This is a genomic window from Olivibacter ginsenosidimutans, from assembly GCF_039542865.1.
In the GTDB taxonomy this organism is placed as follows: Bacteria; Bacteroidota; Bacteroidia; order Sphingobacteriales; family Sphingobacteriaceae; genus Olivibacter; species Olivibacter ginsenosidimutans.
The window spans coordinates 458,582-485,581 of sequence record NZ_BAABIQ010000003.1; the positions used below are offsets into that span (position 1 = coordinate 458,582).

Consider the following 27,000-nt stretch of genomic DNA (forward strand, 5'->3'; position numbering starts at 1 on the left):
AATAAGGTGAACGTGATGGATCAAAAAATAATAAACCTCTACGATCAGTATACCCATAGCCAAATGAATAGGAAGGAATTCATGAGGAGGCTTGTTGTTTTGACTGGAAGTACATCGTTAGCTTTGGCTGTTTTACCGCTGTTGGAGAATAATTACGCAGCAGCTAAACCTTTTGAAAATGAGGGTATCACTACAGAAAAGATCACCTATACTGGCGTAGATGGTAATGTGCAAGCGATATTGGCAAAGCCAAAAAATCCGGTTAATCTTGGTGCCGTACTAGTGATCCATGAAAATAGGGGCTTAAATCCACACATTATTGACGTAACCAAAAGAGTAGCTGCCGAAGGATTTATAGCGCTGGGGGTAGATGCTCTTTCTCCTTTTGGAGGTACACCGACAGATGAAGATCAAGGGAGGAAATGGATTGGTCAGTTAGATCCTGAAAAGAATCTTCAGAATTATGTAAAAGGTCTGGAATATTTACGGGGGTTAAAGGAAGGGAATGGAAAAGTTAGCATTAAATCAACAGCACATCGATTATCAATTATTTATCTATCCACATGTGAACCACGCTTTTAACAACGATACCTCACCATCACGTTACGATGAAGCGGCTGCTAAGCTCGCTTGGCAGCGAACAATAGATTTTTTTAAAAAGAAACTAAGCTAATTTAATATATTAACTTTTGTGAAGTAGCGTTTGATAATCCCTGGTCGTTATAGCAAATGGTCTGCGATTTTAGGCTATTGGTATATTAGAAAAAATTAATTTCGTATTACCAAAATGTTAAGCCAAATTTGCATAGAATTATTGAGAAGAGATGCAACCCTTATTTCATAACGACCAGGAGATAAACATCACCTGGAAACAAGCCATGCAAAGCTGGGCATTTAAAAGCTGGTTCATTGCGGGTCACCTTTTATTTATTGTACTCTTATTAGTATTGCCACACTTTTTCGATCATATTGAGCTACGTGACGGGATGCCGTTGTACGATCCTATCTTGCTCATGCTTCCAACAGTAAATCTATCTACACCAATATTTATCTGTATTTGGGGCATGGCAGCGCTATTGCTATATCGGTGTTTTTCTAATCCGGCAATTATGATTACGTATCTCTATGGATTCGTTTTGCTCCTGTTTTTACGTATGCTTACCATATCGTTAATTCCGTTGGACCCTCCGTACGGCTTAATCCCATTAGTAGATCCAATTAGTAATATCGCTTATGGCAAGGTGGATTTTATTACAAAAGATCTGTTTTTTTCTGGGCATACATCCACTATGTTTTTAATGTTTTTGTGTTTTAATCGTAAATGGGATAGGAGGTTGGCGCTGTTAGCAACGATGTTGATCGGAACGATGGTGTTGATTCAACATGTGCACTATAGTATCGATGTGCTTGCAGCCCCAATGTTCACGTGGATTTGTTTCTGGCTTGGTAGGGAAATTGCACTAAGCGGATGGTATAAAGCTTATTTGGCAATTGCAAAACAGAATGTGCATGTACCGATTACTCCTGATTTTCAAAAGCTACGATCTCCTGACCAATTGCATTGATTTCGTCATCTGCTTCAAAGCGTGGCAATTCTGTTTCCGGATCTAGCTTTATCCAACTATTTTCGGTGTCTTTCATGATTTTCATATATTCTCTTCCATCTTTATAGACGGTATAGGTATTCTCTTCCTCTGGGAAAATAGCATAGTCAACGTGATTAATAGCGATATCAAATGGCTCTTTCATTTCTCTATGATAACTAAAGTGGCGAAGTTAACTAATTTGTTGTAAACATTCTTTAACTTGATTCGTTAAAAAGAGTAACCGAGAACAGATGAAGAAATTCGTTACATTCAGTTGTATTATAGCTGCCGTACTGATCGCATGTACAACTAAGAAAAAGGCAATGATTGAAAAAGATCAGCTTGCAGGTACTTGGGAATTGGACTATATTAGCGGACCGCGTATTGCTTTTGAAGGATTGTACCCGGGTAAAAAACCGTTTTTAAAGATCGAAGTAGATCGTAATCAGATAACAGGCAGTACCAGCTGTAATCGTTTTTTTGGTCCATTGCATCGCACCGGTAACAGCATTAATTTTAAAGATGGATTGGGTATGACGAAAATGGCATGCCCCGGCCAAGGAGAACAGACGTTTTTAAATTCGTTACAGAAAATTGACACATATGCCATTAGCAACAATGGAAAAACCTTAAATTTGCTTATGGGAGATATTGCCCTCATGCGCTTTCAGCGACAAGGAGAATGATGAGATACCTAATGTCTAATATCTAACATCTAATATTTAAAATAACATGGGAAAAGGAGATAAAAAAACAAAAAGAGGAAAAATTGTTATGGGGTCATACGGGAAGACTCGTCCACATGAAAAAAAGAAAGAAAAAGCCGTAACAGCGGAAGCGGCAGCACCGGCAAAGGAAAAAGCTCCGAAAAGCAAGAAGGGTTGACTTCAATCAACCCTTCTTGCTTTTTTGCCTATGGTTTAGGAAAGATTATTTCTTTTCTTCTTTTTTGTACGCAGCATTTAAGCCTTCAACCACTTCTTTGGTAATTTCCAGGCGCTCGTCTGCAAATAACACACCCGGGTTCCCCTTTGAATAGGTAAGTACAAATTTATAACCCTTTTCTTTCGCATGTGCTTTCAGAAAATCAGAAACCTTGTTATATAGTTTTTCCTGTTCTTGTGCCTCATCGTTTGCAAAAGATTGATTGGCATTCTGGTTAAATTTGCCCAACTCTTCTTGTTTTCGAGCTAAGCGCTCTTCCGTACTTTTCCGTTGGTCTGCCGTCATGGTCGCCGCATTCTTTTGATAGTCTGCTACTTCCCGTTGAAAAGCATTTCCCTTTGCCTGAAGTTCTTCCTGCGTCTTCTTTGCTTTTTCCTGCAATTTCGTTTGCATGTCTTTAAAGTAGGTGTAATTCGCTAAAAGAGAGTCAGAATTCACATATACGATACTACCGTCTGTAGCAGCTGTTGCTGTGCTATCAGAGCCGGTTTTAGATGCTGTCTTCCCCGCGGGGTTGTTACAAGATATAACCGCTGCTGCCAATAGCAAGCCTAAGGTTGTTTTTGTTAATGAAGCGATTGGTTTGTTCATTTTTATGTCGTTACTATGGATTTTATATGATTAAAAACGCAAACCTACTATAAAAATCATATACTAGATAATTTTTTTTTCAAAAGCTAGTATATCCTGCGCTAAATTGCTTAAGTGTCGGCAAATTTTCGTATTTTTGTGTTTTTGGAACTAAACTATACATGAGCGAAGAAAACAAAAACAAATCCAATTACTCCGCAGATAATATACAGGTACTTGAAGGCCTGGAAGCAGTAAGAAAAAGACCTTCTATGTATATCGGAGATGTTGGCGTGAAAGGTTTACACCATTTGGTGTATGAAGTAGTTGACAACTCCATTGATGAAGCGCTAGCTGGTTATTGTACCGATATACAAGTCATCATCCATAAAGATAACTCCATTACGGTAGAAGATAACGGAAGGGGTATTCCCACCGGAATTAACAAAAAAGAGAATAAATCAGCATTAGAAATGGTTATGACCATGCTCCATGCTGGTGGTAAATTTGATAAAGATACCTACAAAGTATCCGGTGGTCTGCACGGTGTAGGGGTTTCCTGTGTAAACGCACTTTCTACATTATTAATTGCTGAAGTACATCGCGAAGGACAAATATTTAAACAAGAGTACGAACAGGGAAAACCTTTATATGACGTCAAAACCATTGGAGAAACCGATCGTACGGGAACAAAGGTTACTTTCCATCCCGATCCTACGATTTTCACAATGACAACCACCTATAGCTATGATATCTTAGCGGGAAGATTAAGGGAGTTGGGCTACTTAAACAAAGGAATTCGTCTGTCGTTGTTGGATGAAAGAGAAGAGCAACCCGATGGATCATTAAGACACGATACGTTTTATTCAGAAGGCGGTTTAAGCGAATTTGTGAAATTCTTAGATGGAAATCGCCAAGCCTTAATCCCTGACCCCATTCATGTTGAAGGTATAAAACAAGGGATACCAGTTGAACTGGCGCTGCAATACAACGATACCTATTCGGAAAATGTGCACTCCTATGTGAATAATATTAACACTATTGAAGGAGGTACGCATGTTGCTGGATTCCGTAGAGGCTTGACACGGACACTAAAAGCTTATGCTGATAAATCAGGACTGCTGAAAAACTTGAAAGTAGATATTACCGGTGATGATTTTCGGGAAGGTTTAACAGCTGTGATTTCTGTTAAAGTTGCTGAACCTCAGTTTGAAGGACAGACCAAAACCAAGCTCGGTAATAATGAAGTGATGGGAGCGGTAGATGTTGCAGTAGGGGAAATCTTAGGTACCTACTTGGAAGAGAATCCCCGAGAAGCTAAGGCGATTGTACAAAAGGTAATTATTGCTGCTCAAGCACGCGCTGCTGCACGCAAAGCCCGGGATATGGTGCAGCGTAAAACAGTAATGGGCGGGAGTGGATTACCTGGTAAGTTGGCCGATTGTGCGAATAATGATCCAGCAAAGTGCGAAATCTACTTGGTAGAGGGAGATTCTGCAGGAGGTACTGCCAAGCAAGGTAGAAATCGCGATTTTCAGGCCATATTGCCGTTACGAGGAAAAATTCTGAACGTAGAGAAGGCAATGGAGCATAAGATTTACGAGAACGAAGAAATTAAGAATATGTTTACGGCACTTGGGGTAAGTATTGGTACACCTGAAGATGCTAAAGCATTAAACCTTGAAAAATTACGTTACCACCGGATCATCATCATGACAGATGCCGATGTGGATGGTTCACACATCACCACATTAATCCTCACCTTCTATTTCCGTTATATGAAGGAATTGATAGAAAGTGGTTATGTTTATATCGCAACACCACCCTTATACCTCATAAAAAAAGGAAAAGATTTCGAGTATGCTTGGAATGAAGACCAGCGTCTTGCTGCTATTCAGCGTCTAAAGGGTGCAGGTAAGGAAGATAGCGTCCATGTACAGCGGTATAAGGGATTAGGCGAAATGAATGCTGAGCAATTATGGGATACCACCATGAATCCAGAAACACGTACCCTGCGTCAGGTAAGTATCGAAAATGCTGCAGAATGTGATCGTGTATTTTCCATGCTTATGGGAGACGAAGTGGCACCGCGTAGGGAGTTTATCGAACGTAATGCAAAATATGCGAAGATAGATGTCTAAAGAAGTTTAACGTGATAAGTTTTACGTTATACGTTGCAAAGTTCAACGCACGTATAACGTAGAACTTACTACTTATCACTTAAAAAATTAACCAAGCCCATAACCAAATCGCCATTCAATGGTAAATTAGGTGCCGTATACGTTTTTAAATTTTCTGAACGATTATTAGGAGCCGTTTTTAACACATGGTTCATTTGGCTAATGAGCAGCAGCGTGGCCTTTGGATTAGCCTGTTTTAATGCCTCGGCGTGCTTAATGGGAACCTGTAAATCGCTGGTACCACCAATGATCAACAAGGGTACCGATAATTTGGCGATCTCTTCAGTAGGCTCAACTTGGAAAGACGAAATGATAAATTTTTGTATAACCGGTGCAAATAGACCATTTAAGGCGTCAGGCACATTGTTTGTGGTCTTCCCTTGCTTCAATAGTTGAATAATCGGCTTAGCCTGCTGAGCGAGCTGAGGTTGGGCCACCAACTGACTTTCTAAGGTAGTTGAAAGATTTTCACCAGGGCCACACAAGGATACAAACGCATCAGGCTTTAACTGTTGGGACGCCATAATACCGATATTGGATCCCTCGCTATGACCTAAAATAAATAGCTTTCCGAATTCTTTACGGCTCCTCAAGAAATTCCCTAAGATGACCGCATCATCCACAAAATCCTGGAAAACAACACTGTCTTGCTTCGTGTCAAAAGTGGTACTTTCACCAACAAGGCGTTTGTCGTACCGGAAACTAGCGATGCCATTATCGGCCAAGGCCTCAGCAAGCAATAAATAGGAATTGCTGTGGACGCCATATACGTTATTGCCATTTCGGTCAGTAGGGCCACTCCCAGCTATAATCAAAGCTATAGGCATGCTTGCTTGTGGGGTCTTCGGTGTCATGATGGTGCCACTAATGATGCCACCATGTACTTTGACTTTGATCGCTTCTTCTGGAAAATTTGATGGACTTACACGGGCGTCTTCTCTGGATTTTGGCTGCTGCTGAACAAAAAAGCCCACAATCTCGTGATTCTCATCGAAATTCACCGTGAAGGGCATAATATAGTTTTTAAAGGTAGTTTCTACCATTAATGGAGCTGCATTCTTATCTACATCATCTGCTATTTTTGCTGATTCATAGGGGCCTAATTGTTGATTAAAATTTTCCCATAATTGGGCTAGGTCCGTTGGCTTCACTTTGGCTTTAAAGCCTACAGCAGTTAGGTTGAGCGCATCTTCGTATTGACCTTGGGCTAAAAACTCCATGAATTTGAGTGCATTTTCTGCATTCGTTGTTTGTGCATAAGCTGTTCGGCCGACGATAAAGAATACGAGTGCTCCTAATAAAACATGTCTTTTCATTAATACGCATTAATTTATATCTGTAGGCTAAGACACAAAAAACGTTCCACGTCTTGTTTTTTGCGCTTTGGTGTTCGCGAATACGAGGCTTTTTATCTAAGTTTGCACCTCTTACATGTTTAATTGATTTTTCAAAAAATGAGCTTAGCGAAGACCTATAATCCGAAAGAGGCAGAAGATAAGTGGTATGCTTATTGGTTAGAAAAGAAATTTTTCCGCTCGGTGCCAGACCAGCGCGAACCGTATACAATCGTCATGCCCCCGCCCAATGTAACGGGCGTACTTCATATGGGACATATGCTCAATAATACCATACAAGACGTGCTTATTCGCCGTGCACGAATGCAAGGTAAAAATGCTTGTTGGGTACCAGGGACAGATCACGCATCTATTGCTACAGAAGCTAAAGTGGTGGCTATGCTAAAGGAGCGTGGTATACAGAAGAAAGATCTTTCACGGGAGGAATTTTTGAAATATGCTTGGGAATGGAAGGATAAGTACGGCGGAATCATTTTAGAGCAATTAAAAAAATTAGGAGCCTCATGCGATTGGGACCGTACACGCTTTACTATGGATCCTGATTTAAGTGAGGCCGTTATCGATACGTTTATTCATCTTTATAAAAAAGGATATATTTATAGGGGTATTCGGATGATTAACTGGGATCCCCAAGGAAAAACTGCTGTATCAGATGAAGAAGTTATTCGTAAAGAAGTTAACCAAAAGCTCTATTATATCAGGTATCAAGTTGTTGAAAAAGATGCACAACCTACAACTCGTAGCGCGCAACTGAACTACATTACGATAGCGACAACAAGGCCGGAAACCATTATGGCCGATACGGCAATTTGTATTAACCCTAATGATGAGCGTTATCAAGACTTGAAGGGAAAGAAGGTACTTGTTCCTTTAATTAATCGGGAAATACCCGTTATTGAAGATGAATATGTGGAAATGGGTTTCGGTACAGGTTGTTTAAAAGTTACACCAGCCCATGATCTGAATGACTATGAGTTAGGTCAAAAACATAAATTAGAAGTCATTGATATCCTGAACGATGATGGTACGCTGAATGAGAAAGCCCAATTATTAGTTGGTGAAGATCGCTTTGCAGCCCGAAAGAAAATTGCCAAATTGTTGGAAGAGGTCGGACAGTTAGAAAAAGTAGAAGACTATAAGTCGCAGGTGGGATTCTCTGAACGTACAGATGCAGCTATTGAACCTAAACTATCCATGCAATGGTTTTGCAAAATGGATATATTGGCCAAGCCTGCATTGGACTACGTGCTGAAAGGGGATGTGAAGCTCATCCCAGATAAGTTTATGAATAGCTATCGCCACTGGATGGAAAATGTAAAAGATTGGAACATTTCCCGTCAACTTTGGTGGGGGCAGCGCATCCCAGCATGGTATAACGAACAACAGGATTGGGTGGTGGCTAAAACGGAAGAAGAGGCCGTTGAAGAATTTAAGAAAGCGGGCTTGCCATCTACCGGGATTTATCAAGAAGAAGATGTATTGGATACTTGGTTCTCTTCAGGCTTATGGCCTATATCGGTATTCGATGGCTTTAAAAACCCAAACGGCAAGGACATATGTTATTATTATCCGACCAATGATTTAGTTACCGCTCCTGAAATTCTATTTTTCTGGGTAGCGCGGATGATGATTGCCGGACATGAATTTCGTCATGAAGCGCCTTTTAAAAATGTTTACCTTACTGGTATCGTACGGGATAAATTGGGTCGTAAAATGTCTAAATCCCTGGGAAATTCGCCAGATCCCATCGAACTGATGGAACAATATGGTACTGATGGTGTTCGGGTAGGTATGCTGCTTTCTTCGCCTGCTGGCAATGATCTCATGTTTGATGTAGCCTATTGTGAGCAAGGACGTAATTTTGCCAATAAAATATGGAACGCCTTTCGATTGGTGAAAGGATGGGATACGGTAGAAAACTATGCAACAGCGGCAGATTTAAAAGCAATAGCTTGGTTTGAAAGTCGATTTAATCAAGCCATCGCGCTTCTTGATGAACATTTTGCTGCTTATCGATTGTCTGATGCGTTAATGGTGATCTATAAGTTAATATGGGACGACTTTTGCTCTTGGTACTTGGAATTGGTAAAACCAGCTTATCAACAACCCATTGCCCGGCAAGTATTTATAGCCTCAACCAATTTCTTTGAGCAACTGCTGGCATTGATTCATCCTTTTATGCCTTTTTTAAGTGAGGAATTATGGCACGATGACTTATTTGGAAGTCGCTCGGAAATGGACTGTTGTATTGTTGCCAATTATCCCAAAGGAGGAGAGGTGAACGCGAAATTGTTGGCTGATTTTGAGACAATCCAGCAAGTTGTTTCTGAAGTTCGCAATGTGAGAAATACGAAGCAGATCTCACCAAAAGAGTCCTTACCCTTGGCCATTAAAGCAAATGAAGGAATCGATTATTCAGTATATGTTAACCATATTCGTAAACTAGCTAATGTTCATGAGGTAATCTTTGTGCATGAAAAACCTACCGGTGCTTTCTCCTTTATTGTTGGTAAGGATGAATTTTTTGTGACGGTTTCACAACATATCGATGTCGATGCCGAAAAAGACAGAATAAGGAGTGAGATAAAATACCTGGAGGGTTTTCTAAAGTCGGTCAATGCCAAGCTTGGCAATGAAAAATTTGTGCAACATGCGAAACCCGAAATCGTTACAAATGAGCGAAATAAACAAGTGGATGCCTTAGCGAAGATTAAAATTCTAGAAGAACGTTTAGCAGAGTTGTAAAGTTTTTGTAATACTTGTTGGGATTGTTATCTTCGTAAGATTTATAATGCATGAGCCACCTGCGGTAGGCGGATAAGCTTCATTGCCATTAAAAAACAAACCGAGTGCAACGAGCTCATTTTATCTTTTAATTTTATACGCATAATAATTATTCTAATGAAAAAAATCCTAAATTTAGCCTTAATCGGTTTTGCTTTAGCCTCTTGTGGAGGTGCAGCAAAAAAAACAACAGAAGAAGTAACAGATTCAACGCTTATTACCTGCGAAGCCATTGGAAAGGTAAAGTTAAATTACAGCCATGCTGATCTGGAGAAAGAATTTGGTGTTGATCAGTTAGTGGATACCGTGAAGGATGTGGAGGGTAAAAAAGTAAGTATTACAAAGGTATTTAAAGATACACCGGATGAAGTAACCGTAACTTGGGCAGAAGCAAGTGCACCTTTTACTAAGGCAGTAAAATTAAGTGTATCTGATGGAAGCGGCCCCTACCATTTGGCAGAAGATATTAAGGTGGGGTCGCCTTTGAAAGATTTAGTAAAAGCGAACAACTTTTTACCTGTAACGTTTACCAACTTTTATGCTAACGTAGATGGCTTTGCTCAAATCCAAAGCTTTAATGACGGTGATCTAGCACAAAAATATCCTTGTCTGGGAGGAGTACTGGATATTGATCGTACAGATAACTTAGAAACAAGCTTATTGGAAGAATTTAAGAAAGAAAATCCTGCTAACTCCAATCATAAAGCAATGAATTTTATTTATGCCAATGTGGTTGAATTGAATATATCAGCTAAATAGGCGATATAAGAGTGTGTTCGCTAAACCCACATTATCGTTATTGTAATCTACCGACTGGCGGATTGCAATAACGATAATGTCAAGAATATAGATTGCTTCTCCGTGATGTGATTGTAATGACGCATTTTTAGTTGTATAAAGATCAATAGTCTAAACAGTATTTATCTCCTCAAAAGAAGGAAGATCTTCCAAAAAGTGGTAGGTTTCGCGCTGATGATCAATCTGACAATAGTAATGTTGTAGGCCGTTACTTACCAATAAATAAGGTACTTTGTGTACGAGATTATAGCGAGCAATTTGCTCAAATACAGCTTGTGTAATTTTAACGGTCGGTGCTTTGAGTTCTGCAATTAATGAACGTTTTCCTGTCCGGTTGAATACAACAATATCTGTTCTTTTTTGCAATGTGTTTAATTTTAATCCTCCTTCCAGCTGAATGAGCGTTTTTGGGTATCCCTTAGCTAGTATTAAGTGTTGCACCCAATGCTGTCTTACCCATTCTTCGGGGGTTAGTACCAAGTACTTTCTACGCAACTCATCATAAATCAATAGCCGTTGCTGTTCGCGGCTCAATTTGAACGGATATGCTGGTAGATTGAGTGTGATAGGATGTTGCATAATGATGGGTATACCAAGTACAAACCTATTTATTATTTTGTCAAAAACATATTAATAGAACCTTTTAATGTTACTTTTTTTCACCGCGAAAAAAAGTAACAAAACCGAAGAGCTGAGCGATGAGCTCATGAATGCCATAAAATAATAAAGCACTTTATTCATAAAAAGCTCCCGCTGTACCCAGCAGCTACAACGGTAGTGCATCCCACTACATACCGCTACTGGCTAAGGCGGTTTTTTAGCAGAACGGCGGGCTTTTGCGAATAGCCGGAAAGAAAAAGTGGCTGGCAAACAGTACATTCTTGTAAAGAGAATATACGCCCGGTTGAAAGTACCTACTATTGATCACCGAAAATGGTCGCATCCAAAATTTGTATCATGTAGTGGTATGCACTAGCCTTCCTGTAAATTTGAAGCGACGAGTTTTATTCGTGTTGTGGTTTATTTTTAAAAGCACTCATGAGAACGCTCCACTAAGTTCTTTGGTTACTTTTCTTTTTCGGAAACCACGAAGTAGCTTGAATACTATAAAAACAAACACGTCATGAAAAAAAGAAAATAACATAAAAATCTTTATAAAATTTAAACAAGCATTCGCGTTTGTCCAACGTTAAAATTTATTGTTATTTTGTATTACAATGAGTGCCTCAAACATACTAGCTGATATTAAGAAAAGAAAACTAAAGCCTATTTATCTCTTGCACGGGGAAGAAGCCTATTATATTGATTTAATTACCCAAGCACTAGAGAACGACGTGTTAAGTGATGCAGAGAAAGGGTTTAACCAAACAATATTGTATGGTAAAGATACGGATTGGGTAACGGTGTTGAATACAGCAAAACGTTATCCTATGATGAGTGACTACCAGCTGGTCATTATCAAAGAGGCTCAAAATCTTAAATGGGACAAAACGGACGAGTTTTTTCAAGCCTATGTAGAGCACCCACTACCTACAACCATTTTGGTTTTTGCCTATAAATACGGAAAATTTGATAAACGTAAAAAAGTTTATAAGGCAATAGAGAAAAATGGTGTGGTGTTGGAATCTGCGAAAATCTACGACAATAAATTGGCACCATGGATAGAGGAATATGTGCGTGAGCATGGTATGAAAATACATCCGCAAGCATCGATAATGATGGGTGAATATCTTGGTACAGACTTGTCCAAAGTGGCTAATGAATTGGATAAGATCATGCTTAATGTACCTAAAGATCGAGAAATCTCCGTGACGGATATACAGGATAATATTGGTATTAGTAAAGATTTTAATGTATTTGAATTGAATACCGCACTGGGGAAAAAAGATATTTTTAAAGTAAATCAAATTATCGATTATTTTGCTGCTAATCCAAAATCCAATCCAATACCGGTGGTTATGGGATCATTATACGCTTATTTTGCCAAAATTCTGAAATATCATTACCTGCCGGATAAGGCACAGCAAGTTGCTGCAAAGCTATTAGGGGTACACCCTTTTTTTGTTAAAGACTATGAGTTGGCGGCTCGTCATTACACGCCGATAAAGTTATTTCATGTGATGAATTACTTAAAAGAGTATGATCTGAAATCTAAAGGAGTAGATGCTTTAAATTTGGAACCTGAAGATCTGTTAAAGGAGTTAATGTTTAAAATCTTGCATTGATTTCCCTACGCTACATATAAGTAGCTATACCTAAACAAATACATAAGCACTGTAAACTATGAAAAAAATGCTGTTCACCTGTTTATTTTCTTTGATCGTGAGCATACCAAATTTGTATGCGCAAGGTCGTAAGGTTTATACGGTGTTAGAGGCTGGAGGAATGTTCGGACTGAATCAGCCGGACGCTTTAGGGGGGAACCGATCCTTAAACGGGTATAAATTTCACCTCATGATCGGAAGAAACTTTAATGATCATGTATATGTAGGGTTTGGCTTGGGAAATGAAGTGTATAAAGCAAAAAAATCAAATGTTCCTTTCGCTTCACGATTTAGTATGCTTCCCTTTTTAGCAGATGTGCGCGTTCCCATAGATAAAAATTTCTTTTCGGGCGGCTTATACCTCATTGCTAATGCAGGGTATGCACCGCGTATTGGTAGCGACATGTTTAAGGGAGCGTCTGCACTTGGTGGCTTGAATTATCGTCATCCACTTTCCTTTAATGGTCCAGATCTTTTTTTAACTCTTGGTTATGGCTATCAGCAGATCGTATTACCGTATCAAGTAAAAAATGTGCAGCAACAAAGTGTGTCGCTTACCATCGGCTTATTCATCAACTGATAAGGGTCTTAGAAAATTTTTCAATAAAAGACAAATAAATACAAATAGTTTCCGACATTTGATTTAGTAAAAGATACCATTATACCGCCTAAATTTTATTTCCATGAATCAACAGCAGATAAACCCTAGAACTATGAACCCCACATGATTGAGATAATCATTAAGCACACTGGGTGATGATTGCCTCAATCATCAAAGGCTCCATCTGACAACTAAAAATAAAATATAAACAGATGAAAAAAAAAGAAAGGAAAATACCTCAGGGAGCAATCCGTGATAAAGAGCGAACCAAGTTAAAATTGATTCAGGCAGTGGGAGAGATTATCCGTACGGAAGGATATACAGGCTTAGGGGTCAATAAAATATCGTATAAAGCAGGGGTGAACAAGAAGCTTATTTATCGATATTTTGAAAATGTAGATAATCTTGTGGAAGTATACATTCGAGGAAAGAATTATTGGACAACTATAATAGAGCAGCTGAATTTTAATGAGTTGAAGAAAAAGTGGAATGATAAAGCTTTTTCATCCTTATTGAATACTCAACTTGATGTATTATATGATTCAGAAGAGATACAACATGTTTTATTATGGGAGCTTGGAGAAGACAGTGCGTTGATGCATGAAATAACGGAAGTCAGGGAAAATTTTACCAATGACCTTCTACAATTAACCGAAACAACGGTTGCTTCATCAGCAGTTGATTTTAGGAGCTTGATAGCCCTGCAATTAGCTGGTATATACTATCTTGTTTTGCATGGGCATTTTAATAAACAGCACTTTTGCGGATTGGATTTCAGTAAGGGAGAAGATAGAGACCGGATTAAACAAACCCTTATTAAAATCAATGCATGGGCATTTAAGGAGGCAAAAAGCAGATAAATTAATCTCCTAAAGGTGCTGTTAAAACGCCATCTTTACAAGCTATTTTGCATAAAGCTGTTGTCGCTGTGCCTTGATATCTTCATTATTAATGTATTCGTCGTAAGTCATTAATTTATCGATGATGCCGTTAGGTGTAAGTTCAATGATTCGATTGGCAACGGTCTGCGTAAGTTCATGATCTCGGGAAGTAAAAAGAATAGGACCGCGGAAATCTTTCATGCCATTATTCAACGCCGTAATAGACTCTAAATCTAAGTGGTTGGTTGGCTCGTCAAACAATAAAAAATTGGCACGTTGCAACATCATGCGTGAAAACATACAACGCATTTTTTCGCCACCAGAAAGCACAGAACATTTTTTTAGTACTTCCTCCCCGCTGAAGAGCATTTTTCCGAGAAAGCCACGAATAAATTGGTCGTCTTGATCGCCTGAAGCATATTCCCTAAGCCAATCGATCAGATTTTCATTTTTCCCCTCAAAATAGGTAGCATTATCCATTGGTATGTCCGCTATACTGATCGTAATTCCCCATTTAAAATTTCCTTTAAAATCGGTATCACGTCCAGTTAAAATTTCATAAAAAGCGGTGGTTGCCAAGCTGTTTTCTGCTAAGATGGCAATTTTATCCCCTTTATTCATCATGAAATTCACCTGATTGAAAAGAATTTCTCCATTTACCGTTTTTCCTAGATTTTCGACTTGCAGAATTTGATCGCCAGGCTCCCTATTCATGTCGTTAAACATGATAGCAGGATATTTACGGCTAGAAGGTTTAATCTCGTCCAAATTGATTTTGTCTAAAGCCTTTTTACGACTGGTTGCCTGTTTAGATTTAGAGGCATTAGCACTAAAACGACGGATAAACTCTTGCAGTTCTTTAACTTTATCTTCTAGTTTTTTGTTCTGATCAGCGCGTTGCTTTAAGGCTAGCTGGCTGGATTCATACCAGAACGTATAATTACCAGTATAGATCGTCATTTTACTGAAGTCGATATCTACAATATGCGTACAAACAGCATCAAGAAAATGTCTATCGTGTGATACTACTAACACTAAACCTTGATAATCAGCTAAGAAGTTTTCTAGCCAGGCAATCGTATCAATATCCAAATCATTGGTAGGCTCATCGAGTACTAAAATATCTGGATCACCAAATAGCGCTTGTGCAAGTAATACCCTAACTTTTTGGTTTCCATCTAATTCTTTAACCAACTTGTAGTGTACCTCTTCTTTAATACCCAAGTTGCTCAATAAAGTGGCTGCATTATTTTCTGCACTCCATCCATCCATTTCGGCGAAGATATTTTCCAATTCTCCCGCACGTTCTCCATCGGCATCGGTAAAATCCTCTTTAGCATAAATGGCATCTTTTTCCTTCATCACCTTATAGAGCTCTTGATGTCCCATCATCACCGTTTCCACAACAGGGAATTCATCAAATGCATAGTGATTTTGACTAAGCACGGCCATACGCTCACCTGGGGTAATGCTTACGGAACCTGTAGTGGCATCTACATCACCGGTAATAATTTTTAAAAAGGTGGATTTTCCGGCACCATTAGCACCAATGATGCCATAACAGTTGCCTTGTGTAAATTTTAAATTAACTTCGTCAAATAAAACGCGTTTACCAAAGCGCAAAGAAAGATTGGATACACTAATCATAGGGCGCAAAGATAATCAATTGAAAGCGTAAAGCATAGCATATAAGTAGTAAAGCGTAAAGTATAACTGGAAGACCAAGCGGAAAATTCGTGTCAACAGCACTGTTAATTGAAAAATAAAAAGGTAATGGATAAAATTGATCTTTTAAAACAAATCAAGACCATTAGGGATAAAGTAAAAGTTCCGGCACTTACTGAACTTGCTGCAAATGGTGATTTTGCAGTACTTGATCTACTTAAACTGTGTTACTATTCCGAAAAAGCAATTGCTTTTCGTGCTGCGTGGGTACTAGAGATGTTGGAAAGACAATCTCCATCCTTATTCATCCCGGTTTTAGAAGTATTTATAGCAGATTTAGCGAAACAAAATAATAAAAGCTGCCAAAGACATTTTTCAAAGATCATCATACAATACACTAAGCCAAAGGCGGGTAGAATACGCAAAAAGGCTTTTGATAATTTACCTCTTGCTAAAAAAGAACAGGTGGTAGCTATATTGTTCGAATGGCTGATTAAACCGGGAAGTCCGGTTGCTGTACAGGTAAACTGTATGGAAGCCTTGTACTATCTGATCCCCTATTTTCCATGGATAAAGGAAGAACTGATGGCCCAGATTATGTTTTATTTAAAAGACGGAACAGCGGCTATGCAAAGCCGTGGTAAGAAATTACTTCATAACCTTCAAGAAGCTAGATAAACGATTTTATCGTCAATTGGCTGAATAGCAGATTAATAAATCTATTTGATCAGTTTTACACTATAGAGATCAGTACGCCGATCCTTCATGGTCTTTACCGTTCCATATTCATGTAACTCTTTTAGGGCATATAAATCAACATCTGTTAACAGAACCATTTCTGTATTCGTTGTGGCTTCTGCCTTAACACCGTTGGTAGGAAACGCAAAATCAGAGGGTGTAAATACCGCTGATTGGGCGTATTGGATGTCCATATTGTTTACTTTAGGTAAATTGCCAACAGAGCCCGCAATAGCAACATAGCACTCGTTCTCAATGGCCCTTGCTTGTGCACAACTGCGTACACGTGTATATGCATTTTGGGTGTCGGTTAAGAAAGGAACGAATAATATTTTCATTCCTTGATCGGCTAATATTCTGCTTAATTCTGGGAATTCTACGTCATAACAAATGAGAATGCCTATTTTACCACAATCGGTATCAAATACCTGAACCTTATCTCCACCATACATACCGTAATATTTCAGTTCATTAGGGGTAATGTGGACCTTACTATAAGCATCTACCTTACCATTTCTATGGCAGAGGTAAGTTGTATTGTATAATTTTTCATCAGTGTCCAAATAAGGCATAGAGCCTGCAATGATATTGACATTATAAGAAACGGCCAATTGCTGGATTTTTTCTTTGATTTCTTCGGTATGTTTGGCCAGCATGCGCATGGCATCGCGCTCGGGTAGGTGATTATACGGCTCCATGAGAGGGGTATTAAAAAACTCAGGGAAAAGTGCAAAATCAGCCCCATAGCCACTTACAGCATCCACAAAAAACTCCACCTGATCGTAAAAGGCATCCGTATTGTTAAATAAACGCATTTGCCATTGAATCAGTCCTAAACGGATGGTTTGTTTCGTAGGAGAGATGGAACTGGTTTTTGGCTCATAATAAATATTATTCCATTCCAATAAAGTAGCATATTCTAGTGATTCCTTATCTTCAGGTAGATAATTTTTGAGGATCTTCTTTACGTGAAAATCGTTCGCTAATTGAAACGTTAATGTAGAGTCGTAGATTTCCTTTTGCTTTACTTTTTCAATATACTGTTTTGGCGTTAGGGTATCTGCATGTTCATGGTATTTCGGAATTCGGCCACCCGCGATAATACTTTTTAAATTAAGTTGTTCGCAGAGTTCTTTTCGGGCATCGTACAATCTTCGTCCTAAACGTAAATCTCTATAATCTGGATGAACAAATAGTTCAATGCCATAAAGTACATCACCTTCTGGATCATGTGTTTTGAAGGTATACTTACCGGTAATTTCTTCATAAGAATGCGTCCGGTCTGTTTTTTTGCCATCTACCATGATGGAAAGTGCACAAGCAACCACATGACCGTCTACTTCTACACAAAGTTGACCTTCTGGAAAGATTTCCAACAAGTTTTTAATACTCGATCTTGGCCAAATTCCTCCGGCATTCCCATGATAGGCTTCCACCATGGATGTTTTTAAATCATTATAGTCTGCTAACGTTAAAGGTCTTATGATGATGTTCATTGAAAATTAAAAAGTAAAAATTAAAAAATAAAAAACTTTTAGCGAAAAGCAAAAAGCCTAAAACAAAAACGAAAGGGTCAAGTATTAAAACAACTCAACAACAATTCCACTTAATGTTCAGGAAAACACGCAATTGATAAACGTAACTCGATTAAAACAACGTATTTCCTTTAGGATAGTTTGTTTTGCCCAGATGTTTATAGGCCAATTCGGTACATTCTCTACCCCGCGAAGTGCGCATGAGGTATCCCTCTTGAATAAGAAAGGGTTCGTATACTTCTTCGAGTGTACCTTCATCTTCTCCAACTGCGGTAGCTATTGTTTTTAAGCCTACAGGACCTCCCTTAAATTTGTCGATAATGGTTGATAAAATCCGGTTATCCATTTCATCTAGTCCATGTTCATCCACGTTTAAGGCATTTAAGGCGTATTGTGCAATTTCCGTATCAATTTTTCCGTTACCCTTAATTTGTGCAAAATCACGGGTACGCCTCAATAGTGCATTGGCAATACGGGGGGTGCCTCTGCTTCTTCTAGCAATCTCAAAGGCTCCTTCGTCATTGATGGGTGTACGTAAAATACTGGCCGATCGGAGCACAATCGATGTAAGTAATTTGGCATCGTAATATTGTAGCCGAGCATTAATGCCAAAACGTGCCCGTAAAGGTGCTGTTAATAATCCGGAGCGCGTAGTGGCCCCAATTAAGGTAAAAGGACTGAGTGATAACTGCACCGAGCGGGCGTTAGGCCCACTTTCTAACATAATGTCAATCTTAAAGTCTTCCATGGCCGAGTATAAATACTCTTCAACCAAGGGGCTAAGTCGATGAATTTCATCTATAAACAGAATATCACCTTCCTCTAAATTGGTTAGTAAACCTGCCAAATCACCGGGTTTATCTAATACTGGTCCAGAAGTGATTTTTATCCCAGATCCCATTTCATTCGCAATAATATGTGATAGGGTGGTTTTACCTAGTCCGGGTGGGCCATGTAAAAGCACATGATCCAATGCCTCTCCACGGAGTTTAGCTGCTTGAACAAAAACACGAAGATTTTCTAATATTTTATGCTGACCGGTAAAGTCTTCAAATACCTGCGGACGAAGCACTTTCTCTACTTCCCGTTCTGCATTACTAAGGTGGTCTGCGTTCGGATTTAAATGTTCATTCATCGTTTTTTAAGGCTACAAATTAATCCATAAAGGTACTTCCCTAACGTTTAATGTAGCCTTTACAAAGGTAAACATTTGATTAAGCAAAGTGAAATGCTTTGTCTTGGCACACGAATTTAAAAAAATGTAACAATTTGGTGAATTAGTTTATATTTGCGCTATGAAGACTAACCAATTGATTATTTGCTGGTTATTTGTGCTGATTGGCTTTATTTGCAGTTGTAAGAAAGCGGAGCCATCGTCTGTAAAACCGGAAGATAAACCGAATGAGCCAACGGAGGTAAGCGAGGGGACTACCAAAACTTTTAAAATAGATTCTATTCGACATGTTATTAAGCAAGATCAAACAATTAAAATCGTTTCAGATAGTGTTTGGAAAGATAGTCTAGGTATCACCTTTAAGGTGAAGAATAAGGAAGTCAATTATACGTTTAGTATGATCGAAAGCAATGCAAATGACGTGTTCATTGGTGCACTACTGGAAAAACAAAGCTTGTTAAAGAATGCAGAATGGCTTTCTGTCAAAGGCTATAAACCCGAAAAAAATGTACTTGTTTACTTAGAGAATAATGGTGGCTACGATTATTGGATGGATAATATTGCTCCAACACAAACCGGCACATGGTCTTTCATCAAAAAGGCAAGAGAGCAAAAAAAATCAGACGGACAATCACTTGAACTGACGGCTGTTGGCACTGAATTTCATGACTATGACTATATATAAACACGATTATTGCATGTTCAACCAAAAACTTCCATAAGAGACTTATTGCATTTGACTACAGAGGTGCGTACTGATTCTGTGAATAGAAAAACTGGATTTGTAGCCTTTGTAGAAGTAACAGATAATGCTTTGTTAGCAGACTATACTGCTGCATTGTATAAAGATCTCTTTAGTACAACGACGGAAAGTAACGTTGATCAAAACAATATTGCTTTTATCTCGGGTATTGTATATGGCCGCATAGCCGTGTTAGTCTTAGAGGCTGATGCAAGTTATGCCGAAATAAATGCTGCTTACCAGGCAGTGCTTAGTGGTACTGAAACATCAAGTGACGTAAGCTTATTGAGCAAAGCTATAACGGGCTACTACGTGCTAGGAAATGACTCAAATGTGGAAAAAGAGCTAAGCAATACTCAAGGTTATGCGTGCGTGAAAACATTTGCAAAATTATTAAAAACACCGGTACGCACACCATTAAAGACACCCATAGGTTTCTACATTTCTGATTTTAATCATAACAACCTTTTAGGAGCAGCTTTATCATATACAATTGCTATTGCGCTTTAATCTAATTCATCGCTAGGAGGAAGTATATTTCCTAAACCAGCTGTTTATTTTCATTTGGATAACACCAAAAAAAGCTTCGCGAAATATTTTAGTGCTCATTTTGGAGGTGCCTTCTGTACGATCGGTAAATATGATTGGTACTTCAACGACTTTGAAACCATATTTAACAGCTGTAAATTTCATTTCTATCTGAAACGCGTACCCTACAAATTTTATTTTATGCAAAGGAATGGCCTCTAATACCTTTCGCTTGTAACAGACAAATCCGGCAGTGGCATCTCTTATATCCATTCCGGTAATGAAACGGACATAACCCGAAGCAAAATAGGACATGAGTACGCGCTTCATAGGCCAATTAACAACGTTCACCCCTTTGATGTAACGCGAACCAACAGCCATATCCGCGCCATTGATACAAGCTTCTTTCAATCGGGATAAGTCTTCTGGATTATGCGAAAAATCGGCATCCATTTCAAAAATATAAGCATAATTTCTCGCTAGGCACCAATTAAACCCGTGAATATAGGCTGTGCCTAAACCTAATTTACCTTTGCGCTCTTCTAAAAATAACGTATCGCTAAATTCCTGTTGTAGCTTTTTGACAATACTTGCTGTACCATCAGGAGAACCGTCGTCAATGATCAATAAATGAAAGGCAACCTCTAAAGAGAATATTTTTCGGATAATTCGCTCGATATTCTCTTTCTCGTTATAAGTAGGAATAATGACAATGCTATCGGACACGGTTGCTTTATTCGTTTAAATCTGAAATACGAAAATACAGTTTTTTACGGGAATTTAGCGATTCCTTTTCCTGTATTACGCTTTAGGCTTTAAGCAATAAATATTTGCTGATTTTATAGCCTTGTAGACGATGTAAGCAGCTTAAGGATATGGCTTATTGCTGAATTTGGGATAATTAAAGATAGACACTAATTACTTTACGTCCTGCATCAGCTTCCTAACAATAGGGGAAAGCGCCAGCAATATAACCGCTGTAATTAGCGCATACCAACCTAATTGCTGATAACCATCGGTGTAGGTTAAGAGCTTTTGTTGAACACTGTCGTTTTCGCTGGCTTTGGAAATATTAGCGCCTAATAATCCAGCTACGTATTGGCCGTAGGCACTAGCTAAAAACCACATGCCCATCATGACTCCCTGTAACTTAGCAGGTGACAATTTAGTCATAATGGATAATCCGATTGGAGAAAGGCAAAGTTCGCCAAACGTCATCACCAGGTATGCTAAAGCAAAAATATTTAAGGATGTTTTTCCTTCCGGATCAGCGAAGAATCGGGTAAAATAAAAGATAAAAAAGGAAGCTGCCAAAAACACAAAAGCTAAACCAAATTTAACTACCGTATTGGGTTCTATTTTCTTTTTGGATAAAGCAATCCACGCTAAACCTACAATTGGTGCAAAAATGACCACACAAAGCGCATTGGCTGCATTATTCACACCGTTAGGATCGACTGGAATACCTAATAAGGTGCCGTGTAAATGCTTCGCGGCAAAGATGCTCAGTGAGCCTCCGCTTTGCTCAAAAAAAGCCCAAAAAACAATGGAGAAAATGATGAATACTAGGGCCGCCATTAATTTGTTCCGTTCAGTTGCCGAGTGTTTAGCCATCTCGTAGAATAAATAAAGCAATGTAAGTGGGCCAACAGTATACATGAAAAGATCGGTATATTCCGGTTTCGATACCATGATCATAATAAGGGGTATAATAGCTAATGAGCCTATATACACCAGATAATTATACCATTTGGGATAATAATGTTGTTGTGGTAATCCGGTAATCTTTTGTGTAGTTTGGGGTTTTGGTGGTAAACCAATAGGGCCTAACGTTCTTTGGGTAAAAATAAAGACGATTAAGCTTAATGTCATAACGATACCCGCTAATCCAAAAGCTAAATGCCAACTATACGCTTTGCCTATGGCAACACAGGCATAACCACCTAAAAGTGAACCAATATTAATTCCAGAATAAAAAAGCGAGAAACCAGCGTCTCGACGCACATCGCCATTTTTATATAAAAAGCCAACCATGGTAGAAATGTTGGGTTTGAAAAAACCGGTGCCCACAATGGTAAAACTTATCCCAAAAAAGAAAAACCGATGTGGATCAATCGCTAAAATAGCGCTACCGACAATCATCAATAAACCGCCCCAAAACAGCGATTTCCGAAAGCCTAATAATTTATCGGCAAATAAGCCGCCAATAAAAGTAAATGCATAAACAAAAGCTTGTGTGGCACCATATTGCAGATTAGCCATCTCTTCGTTCATAAGCAGTTCAGTTACCATAAAGTAGGTAAGCATTCCCCGCATACCATAGAAACAGAAACGTTCCCACATTTCAGAGAAGAAGAGATACCACAATTGCGTGGGGTATTTGCCTTTGAAATCTTGTATTTCTTCCAGACTAATCGTCTTTTCCATAATAATCAGTCATATGTTATAAGTTGTACGTTGTAAGTTATAAGTTGTACGTAAATATATATAGTTGCAACTTAATACTTAGAACTTAAAAACTTAAAACTATCTCACCCCGTGCATCATTTTTTTAAGAAGTCCTGATATCAGGAATAAGATCAGTGCTGCGGTGCCCGATAAGGTTACAAATACCATAAAAAATTCGTACAAATTGTGGATGGTAAAGCCTACGAAGGTAGGGTATGTAATATCAATTTTCTGTTGGGCCAAAATGGCTATTTGTTCTGAAGTAGGTTTTACTACACCATCTAAAATAGCTTGCAAATCGATGCCTTTACTGGATGCAAATTCGAATTTATCACCCGTAGGCGGAATTAGTGCGCCTAATGTGCCTGCTAAGGCGTAACCAGCTGCATTTCCAATAAACCATACACCCATCAGTAAAGAGGAAAAACGTTTGGGCGCCAGTTTTGAAACCAAGGAGAGTCCGATCGGTGATAAACATAACTCGCCTAACGTATGGAACAGATACATAATAAACAACCAATGAACCGCTAACTTGCCCGTTAAACCGATTTTACCTATCTGTACAGCGATGATATAGTAACCAACGGCAAGTAAAAGTAAGCCAATAGCCTGTTTTACCGGTGATATGGGCTCCATATTTCGCTGCTGAAGTTTGAGCCATAGCCAACTGAAGGGAAGCGCAAACACGACAATAAATATGGAATTGGCGTTTTGTATAAAGCTTGGTGGTAGTTGGAAGCCCAAGAAATGAAGATCGGTTTGTTTGTCGGCAACAAAGGTTAATGAGGAACCCGCTTGCTCGAAAGCCGACCAGAAAAAGATCACAAAAAAGGCAATAATATACATGACGATAATCCGGTCGCGTTCTATCTTGGTAATTGTTTTATCGGTTAAAATCAGAAAGGCAAGGCTAATAGCTGCGGCATAAATAAAAGGATATATCCAACTTTGTATAGGGTTAGGATCAACTGGATCTGCCGATAAATAATGAAAAACGAAGTATAATACAGCCAAAAGTACTAATGAAGCCATAATGCCACCCATGGTAAATTTAGCCTGCTCTGATTCTTCCGATGTTTTGTTTACCTGCGCATGGAATTGCGGTTTAGCACCTACAGGTAGGCCTGTGGGAGAGACAACATATTTATTCTTTAAAATGAAAAAAAGAAAGGTGCCGAGAAACATAGCCAATCCAGCTGCTAAAAATCCCCATTTAAAGGCTTCTACAACACGCACATCACCTATCTTGACATCACCAAGAAACGGACAAATAGACATCCCTAAAAAGGCACCTACATTGATTCCCATATAAAAGATGGTAAAGGCCGAATCCAGCCGATTATCACCCTTATCGTATAGTTGTCCCACCATCGACGAAATATTCGGTTTAAAAAAACCGTTACCGACAATGATAATACCTAAGGCAATCCACATGGCAAGTTTAGCGAATTCAACATCAGAAGCGTACACGTAACCGCTAAAGAAAAGAAAAAGCTGGCCAATTCCCATAACGGTACCGCCTAAGATGATACAATTACGATTACCGAGGTAACGGTCAGCAATATAGCCGCCTAACATCGGGGTGAGATAACATAGACCTAAAAATCCACCATAAACAATAGAAGCGTCTTTATCTGAAAAGGCTAATGCATTTACGAGGAAAAGGGTCAATAGGGCACGCATGCCATAAAAATTGAATCGCTCCCACATCTCTGTGGTAAAAAGAACGAATAATCCTTTCGGATGTCCTTTCTTGTTGGGCTGTGGTTCTGCTGTTAAAATTGTTGTTTCAGTCATGTTGTTGTACTGTTTAGTGGTTGATTATGCTATTTTAATCTTAATCGGTATTGGTTTTTCTGTGTGACTTAGTGTATTTTTCCGCGCAAGATAATTAGACCTTGGCATTATAGCAAATTTTTAATGGTATATCCTGAAAAAACCAAATAAACTATGGATAATTGGGTATAATAAAAAAGCTGTTATAAATTGTTTACAATAAAATCCGTCATCTTATGGTAGAGATGCAAGCTGGTGTTTCCTCCTGAGATGCCGTGATTTTTATTTGGATAATACGCTTGTTCAAAGGGCTTATTTGCCTGTATCAAGGCTTCCGAAAATACGACACTGTTTTGAAAATGTACATTGTCATCTCCAGTGCCATGAATGAGCAAAAATTTACCTTTAAGTTGATCGGCAAAATGAATAGGCGAATTATCGTCGTAACCAGCGGCATTTTCTTGTGGCGTACGGAGGTAACGCTCCGTATATATGCTGTCATAATACCGCCAAGTCGTTACAGGTGCTACAGCGATGGCCATTTTAAATACATCAGCTCCTTTGGTAATGCATAATGAAGCCATATAACCACCATAGCTCCAACCCCAGATTCCTATACGTGAAGGATCGACAAATGATTGTTGTCCTAGCCATTTAGCACCCGCTATTTGGTCTTCAACCTCTAGTTTCCCTAGATTTAAGTAAGTTGATTTTTGAAATTCTTGTCCGCGAAAACCTGTTCCCCGATTATCAATGCATGCCACGATATACCCTTGTTGTGCAAGATAATTAAACCATATATTTCGAGATCCACTCCAAGAATCAGCCACATTTTGACTACCCGGTCCGCCATATACGTACATTAAAACGGGATATTTTTTATTCGCATCAAAAGGAGTTGGTTTAATCATATAACCGTTTAATGATATACCGGCCGCAGTAGTAAATTGAAAAAATTCAGACCCCTTAATGCCATAAGTTTGAGCGGTCGTTTTGGCTTCCTTATTGTCTTCTAATGTGCGGATGGCCTTTCCCTGTTGATTATTAAGGGTAATGTAGGGAGGCGTATTGGTATCGGAATGATTTAAGATGTAATAGCTAAAATCAGTGCTGAAAGTAGCTTCGTTAGTGCCCGGATTCGGACTTAATTTTCTTTTTTGTTTGCCATCAAGGGTTAGCGCATAAACGTCACGTTGCAGCGGAGAGCTTTCGGTTGATTGATAATAGATGGTTTGGGTCTTTTCATTAAAACCATAGAATCGGGTGACCTCCCAAGGCCCTTTCGTTAATTGTTTAACAAGCTCGCCATTGCTTCGATAGAGGTATAAATGGTTATAACCATCTTGTTCACTACTAAGAATAAATTCTTTTCCGTTTTTTAAGAAGGTGAGGTCGTCGTTGATGTTGATATAGTACTTGTTTTCTTCACATAGAATAAGCTGGGTTGATCCCGTTTCTGCTTGGGCGAAAAGGTATTCCAGTTTGTTTTGATGGCGGTTCATCCGTAATACGCATAAAACAGTTGGGTCTTGTGTCCATTGGATACGCGGGATATATTGGTCTTTTTCAGAACCGATATCGACCGTTGTCGTGTTTTTTTGTGCTACATGATAGAGATGTATACTAACAATTGCATTTTTTTCACCGGCCTTGGGATATTTATACCGATAATCGGTAGGATAGAGCCCTTCATATAGGGTCATCGAATATACGGGAACGTTTGTTTCATCGAATTTATAATACGCAATGGTTTTGCTGTCAGGACTCCAGAAAAAAGCCTTCGCTAAAGCAAACTCTTCTTCATAAACCCAATCGGTTTTTCCATTAATGATCTCATTTGTTTTTCCATCATGGGTTATTTGTTCTTCATTTCCGTTAATGAGGTCCTTGATAAATAAGTTGTTTTCGCGTACAAAAGCTACTTTAGTGCCGTCAGGCGAAAGGGTAGCAAAGAGTTGTTTACCGTTAGTGGATACTTCAGTAATCTTCTTTGATGCGCTGTCAAATACGTAATAATTAGCTTTGGATGAGCGCCGATAAATGGCTTCAGACTCATCGGCAATCATAACTTTACGTTCATCAGCATTAAAATCAGTACTGATGGCTAGCTGTTTACCCTTATAATAAAAATCTTTTGTTGTATACAACACCTCTACCAGTTTTCCGGTCGTATACATATACCGCGCGGCATATTTTTCTTTGGTTTTCGGATTCGTTTCGATAGAAACATAGGTTTTTCCATCTTTTAATGAACGCAAACCATTAACCGTTTTGGAATGGAAGGTTCCGTGTTGAAAAATATCTTCTAGTGTAATGTGTTTAGGTGGTTGGGCCAATGCACTGCTTCCCATAAGCATACAAATGATTAACGATTTCTTCATGTGTGTGATTTATATCGACTATTTCAGTGGTTTTTTGCGGGGGATTGAT

General features: G+C 38.9%; 25 protein-coding genes. 14 read left to right on the top strand and 11 right to left on the bottom strand.

Going from position 1 to position 27,000, the window contains the following annotated elements; genetic code table 11:
- The first annotated feature begins 15 nt into the window (after positions 1–15).
- From ABD930_RS03305 to ABD930_RS03315, 3 genes are all read left to right on the top strand, one after another.
- Positions 16–582: a dienelactone hydrolase family protein gene (locus ABD930_RS03305; protein ID WP_345230263.1), complete on the top strand. Its 567-nt coding sequence runs from the start codon at positions 16–18 to the stop codon at positions 580–582.
- A complete protein-coding gene (locus tag ABD930_RS03310; RefSeq protein ID WP_345230264.1) occupies positions 506–673 on the top strand; it encodes a dienelactone hydrolase family protein in 168 nt (55 codons plus the stop codon). The genes ABD930_RS03305 and ABD930_RS03310 overlap by 77 nt, the downstream gene beginning before the upstream one ends.
- 151 nt (positions 674–824) lie before the next feature.
- The gene (locus ABD930_RS03315) at positions 825–1,565 is read left to right on the top strand and encodes a phosphatase PAP2-related protein (RefSeq protein WP_345230265.1); all 741 of its coding nucleotides are present in this window, start codon (positions 825–827) and stop codon (positions 1,563–1,565) included.
- On the opposite strand, the gene ABD930_RS03320 is transcribed toward ABD930_RS03315, so the two are convergent.
- Positions 1,519–1,749: a hypothetical protein gene (locus ABD930_RS03320; RefSeq protein WP_345230266.1), complete on the bottom strand. Its 231-nt coding sequence runs from the start codon at positions 1,747–1,749 to the stop codon at positions 1,519–1,521. The two genes, ABD930_RS03315 and ABD930_RS03320, sit on opposite strands and share 47 nt — an antisense overlap.
- 88 nt (positions 1,750–1,837) lie before the next feature.
- On the opposite strand from ABD930_RS03320, the gene ABD930_RS03325 reads away from it, so the two are divergent.
- Both ABD930_RS03325 and ABD930_RS03330 read left to right on the top strand, forming a co-directional pair.
- The gene (locus tag ABD930_RS03325; RefSeq protein ID WP_345230267.1) at positions 1,838–2,272 is read left to right on the top strand and encodes an META domain-containing protein; all 435 of its coding nucleotides are present in this window, start codon (positions 1,838–1,840) and stop codon (positions 2,270–2,272) included.
- A gap of 46 nt (positions 2,273–2,318) precedes the next feature.
- On the top strand, positions 2,319–2,471 hold the full coding sequence (locus ABD930_RS03330; protein ID WP_345230268.1) for a 30S ribosomal protein THX: 153 nt from the start codon (positions 2,319–2,321) through the stop codon (positions 2,469–2,471).
- Between the two features lie 45 nt (positions 2,472–2,516).
- On the opposite strand, the gene ABD930_RS03335 is transcribed toward ABD930_RS03330, so the two are convergent.
- Positions 2,517–3,122: an OmpH/Skp family outer membrane protein gene (locus ABD930_RS03335; protein ID WP_345230269.1), complete on the bottom strand. Its 606-nt coding sequence runs from the start codon at positions 3,120–3,122 to the stop codon at positions 2,517–2,519.
- 161 nt (positions 3,123–3,283) lie between these two features.
- Here ABD930_RS03335 and gyrB point away from each other — a divergent pair, with 161 nt between their 5' ends.
- Positions 3,284–5,242 (top strand): DNA topoisomerase (ATP-hydrolyzing) subunit B, encoded by a 1,959-nt coding sequence (gene gyrB / locus ABD930_RS03340; protein ID WP_345230270.1) that lies wholly within the window; start codon positions 3,284–3,286, stop codon positions 5,240–5,242.
- Between the two features lie 68 nt (positions 5,243–5,310).
- Here the strand turns inward: gyrB and ABD930_RS03345 are convergent, their stop codons facing one another.
- Entirely contained in the window at positions 5,311–6,597 is a 1,287-nt protein-coding gene (locus ABD930_RS03345) for a serine aminopeptidase domain-containing protein (protein WP_345230271.1), read from the bottom strand.
- A gap of 138 nt (positions 6,598–6,735) precedes the next feature.
- On the opposite strand from ABD930_RS03345, the gene ABD930_RS03350 reads away from it, so the two are divergent.
- Together ABD930_RS03350 and ABD930_RS03355 are read left to right on the top strand one after the other, a co-directional pair.
- Positions 6,736–9,381 (top strand): valine--tRNA ligase, encoded by a 2,646-nt coding sequence (locus ABD930_RS03350; protein ID WP_345230272.1) that lies wholly within the window; start codon positions 6,736–6,738, stop codon positions 9,379–9,381.
- A 156-nt stretch (positions 9,382–9,537) separates the two neighbouring features.
- On the top strand, positions 9,538–10,179 hold the full coding sequence (locus ABD930_RS03355) for a hypothetical protein (RefSeq protein WP_345230273.1): 642 nt from the start codon (positions 9,538–9,540) through the stop codon (positions 10,177–10,179).
- A gap of 150 nt (positions 10,180–10,329) precedes the next feature.
- Here the strand turns inward: ABD930_RS03355 and ABD930_RS03360 are convergent, their stop codons facing one another.
- Positions 10,330–10,797, bottom strand: coding sequence for a type I restriction enzyme HsdR N-terminal domain-containing protein (locus tag ABD930_RS03360; protein WP_345230274.1), 468 nt, complete (start codon positions 10,795–10,797; stop codon positions 10,330–10,332).
- Between the two features lie 638 nt (positions 10,798–11,435).
- On the opposite strand from ABD930_RS03360, the gene holA reads away from it, so the two are divergent.
- The 3 genes from holA (at position 11,436) to ABD930_RS03375 (ending at position 13,943) form a co-directional block, all read left to right on the top strand.
- A complete protein-coding gene (gene holA / locus ABD930_RS03365) occupies positions 11,436–12,443 on the top strand; it encodes a DNA polymerase III subunit delta (protein ID WP_345230275.1) in 1,008 nt (335 codons plus the stop codon).
- Positions 12,444–12,501: 58 nt separating this feature from the next.
- Positions 12,502–13,062, top strand: coding sequence for a hypothetical protein (locus ABD930_RS03370; RefSeq protein WP_345230277.1), 561 nt, complete (start codon positions 12,502–12,504; stop codon positions 13,060–13,062).
- Between the two features lie 233 nt (positions 13,063–13,295).
- Positions 13,296–13,943 carry a TetR/AcrR family transcriptional regulator gene (locus tag ABD930_RS03375; protein ID WP_345230278.1) on the top strand — a complete coding sequence of 216 codons (648 nt, stop codon included), beginning with the start codon at positions 13,296–13,298 and terminating at the stop codon, positions 13,941–13,943.
- A gap of 42 nt (positions 13,944–13,985) precedes the next feature.
- Here the strand turns inward: ABD930_RS03375 and ABD930_RS03380 are convergent, their stop codons facing one another.
- On the bottom strand, positions 13,986–15,611 hold the full coding sequence (locus ABD930_RS03380) for an ABC-F family ATP-binding cassette domain-containing protein (RefSeq protein ID WP_345230279.1): 1,626 nt from the start codon (positions 15,609–15,611) through the stop codon (positions 13,986–13,988).
- Positions 15,612–15,737: 126 nt separating this feature from the next.
- On the opposite strand from ABD930_RS03380, the gene ABD930_RS03385 reads away from it, so the two are divergent.
- Positions 15,738–16,307 (top strand): hypothetical protein, encoded by a 570-nt coding sequence (locus ABD930_RS03385; protein ID WP_345230280.1) that lies wholly within the window; start codon positions 15,738–15,740, stop codon positions 16,305–16,307.
- Positions 16,308–16,348: 41 nt separating this feature from the next.
- On the opposite strand, the gene ABD930_RS03390 is transcribed toward ABD930_RS03385, so the two are convergent.
- Both ABD930_RS03390 and ruvB read right to left on the bottom strand, forming a co-directional pair.
- Complete coding sequence (locus ABD930_RS03390) at positions 16,349–17,863, bottom strand: GNAT family N-acetyltransferase (protein WP_345230281.1); 1,515 nt, start codon at positions 17,861–17,863, stop codon at positions 16,349–16,351.
- 151 nt (positions 17,864–18,014) lie between these two features.
- Positions 18,015–19,037 (bottom strand): Holliday junction branch migration DNA helicase RuvB, encoded by a 1,023-nt coding sequence (ruvB, locus tag ABD930_RS03395; protein WP_345230282.1) that lies wholly within the window; start codon positions 19,035–19,037, stop codon positions 18,015–18,017.
- Between the two features lie 160 nt (positions 19,038–19,197).
- Between ruvB and ABD930_RS03400 the strand changes: the two genes are divergently transcribed.
- The gene (locus tag ABD930_RS03400; protein ID WP_345230283.1) at positions 19,198–19,761 is read left to right on the top strand and encodes a hypothetical protein; all 564 of its coding nucleotides are present in this window, start codon (positions 19,198–19,200) and stop codon (positions 19,759–19,761) included.
- Positions 19,762–19,770: 9 nt separating this feature from the next.
- Complete coding sequence (locus ABD930_RS03405) at positions 19,771–20,328, top strand: hypothetical protein (RefSeq protein ID WP_345230284.1); 558 nt, start codon at positions 19,771–19,773, stop codon at positions 20,326–20,328.
- Positions 20,329–20,340: 12 nt separating this feature from the next.
- Here ABD930_RS03405 and ABD930_RS03410 read toward each other — a convergent pair whose 3' ends face one another.
- The 4 genes from ABD930_RS03410 to ABD930_RS03425 all read right to left on the bottom strand — a co-directional run bounded on the left by ABD930_RS03410 (position 20,341) and on the right by ABD930_RS03425 (position 26,951).
- On the bottom strand, positions 20,341–21,072 hold the full coding sequence (locus tag ABD930_RS03410) for a polyprenol monophosphomannose synthase (RefSeq protein ID WP_345230285.1): 732 nt from the start codon (positions 21,070–21,072) through the stop codon (positions 20,341–20,343).
- 192 nt (positions 21,073–21,264) lie between these two features.
- Positions 21,265–22,773: a peptide MFS transporter gene (locus ABD930_RS03415; RefSeq protein ID WP_345230286.1), complete on the bottom strand. Its 1,509-nt coding sequence runs from the start codon at positions 22,771–22,773 to the stop codon at positions 21,265–21,267.
- A gap of 99 nt (positions 22,774–22,872) precedes the next feature.
- On the bottom strand, positions 22,873–24,591 hold the full coding sequence (locus ABD930_RS03420; RefSeq protein ID WP_345230287.1) for a peptide MFS transporter: 1,719 nt from the start codon (positions 24,589–24,591) through the stop codon (positions 22,873–22,875).
- 182 nt (positions 24,592–24,773) lie between these two features.
- The gene (locus ABD930_RS03425; protein ID WP_345230288.1) at positions 24,774–26,951 is read right to left on the bottom strand and encodes a S9 family peptidase; all 2,178 of its coding nucleotides are present in this window, start codon (positions 26,949–26,951) and stop codon (positions 24,774–24,776) included.
- Positions 26,952–27,000: the final 49 nt, after the last annotated feature.

Coding starts and splice junctions, on each gene's coding strand:
- ruvB (WP_345230282.1), bottom strand. CDS start 19,037: ATGAATGAACATTTAAATCCGAACGCAGACCACCTTAGTAATGCAGAA.
- ABD930_RS03315 (WP_345230265.1), top strand. CDS start 825: ATGCAACCCTTATTTCATAACGACCAGGAGATAAACATCACCTGGAAA.
- ABD930_RS03320 (WP_345230266.1), bottom strand. CDS start 1,749: ATGAAAGAGCCATTTGATATCGCTATTAATCACGTTGACTATGCTATT.
- ABD930_RS03375 (WP_345230278.1), top strand. CDS start 13,296: ATGAAAAAAAAAGAAAGGAAAATACCTCAGGGAGCAATCCGTGATAAA.
- ABD930_RS03370 (WP_345230277.1), top strand. CDS start 12,502: ATGAAAAAAATGCTGTTCACCTGTTTATTTTCTTTGATCGTGAGCATA.
- gyrB (WP_345230270.1), top strand. CDS start 3,284: ATGAGCGAAGAAAACAAAAACAAATCCAATTACTCCGCAGATAATATA.
- ABD930_RS03360 (WP_345230274.1), bottom strand. CDS start 10,797: ATGCAACATCCTATCACACTCAATCTACCAGCATATCCGTTCAAATTG.
- ABD930_RS03390 (WP_345230281.1), bottom strand. CDS start 17,863: ATGAACATCATCATAAGACCTTTAACGTTAGCAGACTATAATGATTTA.
- ABD930_RS03335 (WP_345230269.1), bottom strand. CDS start 3,122: ATGAACAAACCAATCGCTTCATTAACAAAAACAACCTTAGGCTTGCTA.
- ABD930_RS03325 (WP_345230267.1), top strand. CDS start 1,838: ATGAAGAAATTCGTTACATTCAGTTGTATTATAGCTGCCGTACTGATC.
- ABD930_RS03400 (WP_345230283.1), top strand. CDS start 19,198: ATGAAGACTAACCAATTGATTATTTGCTGGTTATTTGTGCTGATTGGC.
- ABD930_RS03425 (WP_345230288.1), bottom strand. CDS start 26,951: ATGAAGAAATCGTTAATCATTTGTATGCTTATGGGAAGCAGTGCATTG.
- ABD930_RS03305 (WP_345230263.1), top strand. CDS start 16: ATGGATCAAAAAATAATAAACCTCTACGATCAGTATACCCATAGCCAA.
- ABD930_RS03330 (WP_345230268.1), top strand. CDS start 2,319: ATGGGAAAAGGAGATAAAAAAACAAAAAGAGGAAAAATTGTTATGGGG.
- ABD930_RS03415 (WP_345230286.1), bottom strand. CDS start 22,773: ATGGAAAAGACGATTAGTCTGGAAGAAATACAAGATTTCAAAGGCAAA.
- ABD930_RS03310 (WP_345230264.1), top strand. CDS start 506: ATGGAAAAGTTAGCATTAAATCAACAGCACATCGATTATCAATTATTT.
- holA (WP_345230275.1), top strand. CDS start 11,436: ATGAGTGCCTCAAACATACTAGCTGATATTAAGAAAAGAAAACTAAAG.
- ABD930_RS03420 (WP_345230287.1), bottom strand. CDS start 24,591: ATGACTGAAACAACAATTTTAACAGCAGAACCACAGCCCAACAAGAAA.
- ABD930_RS03385 (WP_345230280.1), top strand. CDS start 15,738: ATGGATAAAATTGATCTTTTAAAACAAATCAAGACCATTAGGGATAAA.
- ABD930_RS03350 (WP_345230272.1), top strand. CDS start 6,736: ATGAGCTTAGCGAAGACCTATAATCCGAAAGAGGCAGAAGATAAGTGG.
- ABD930_RS03380 (WP_345230279.1), bottom strand. CDS start 15,611: ATGATTAGTGTATCCAATCTTTCTTTGCGCTTTGGTAAACGCGTTTTA.
- ABD930_RS03355 (WP_345230273.1), top strand. CDS start 9,538: ATGAAAAAAATCCTAAATTTAGCCTTAATCGGTTTTGCTTTAGCCTCT.
- ABD930_RS03345 (WP_345230271.1), bottom strand. CDS start 6,597: ATGAAAAGACATGTTTTATTAGGAGCACTCGTATTCTTTATCGTCGGC.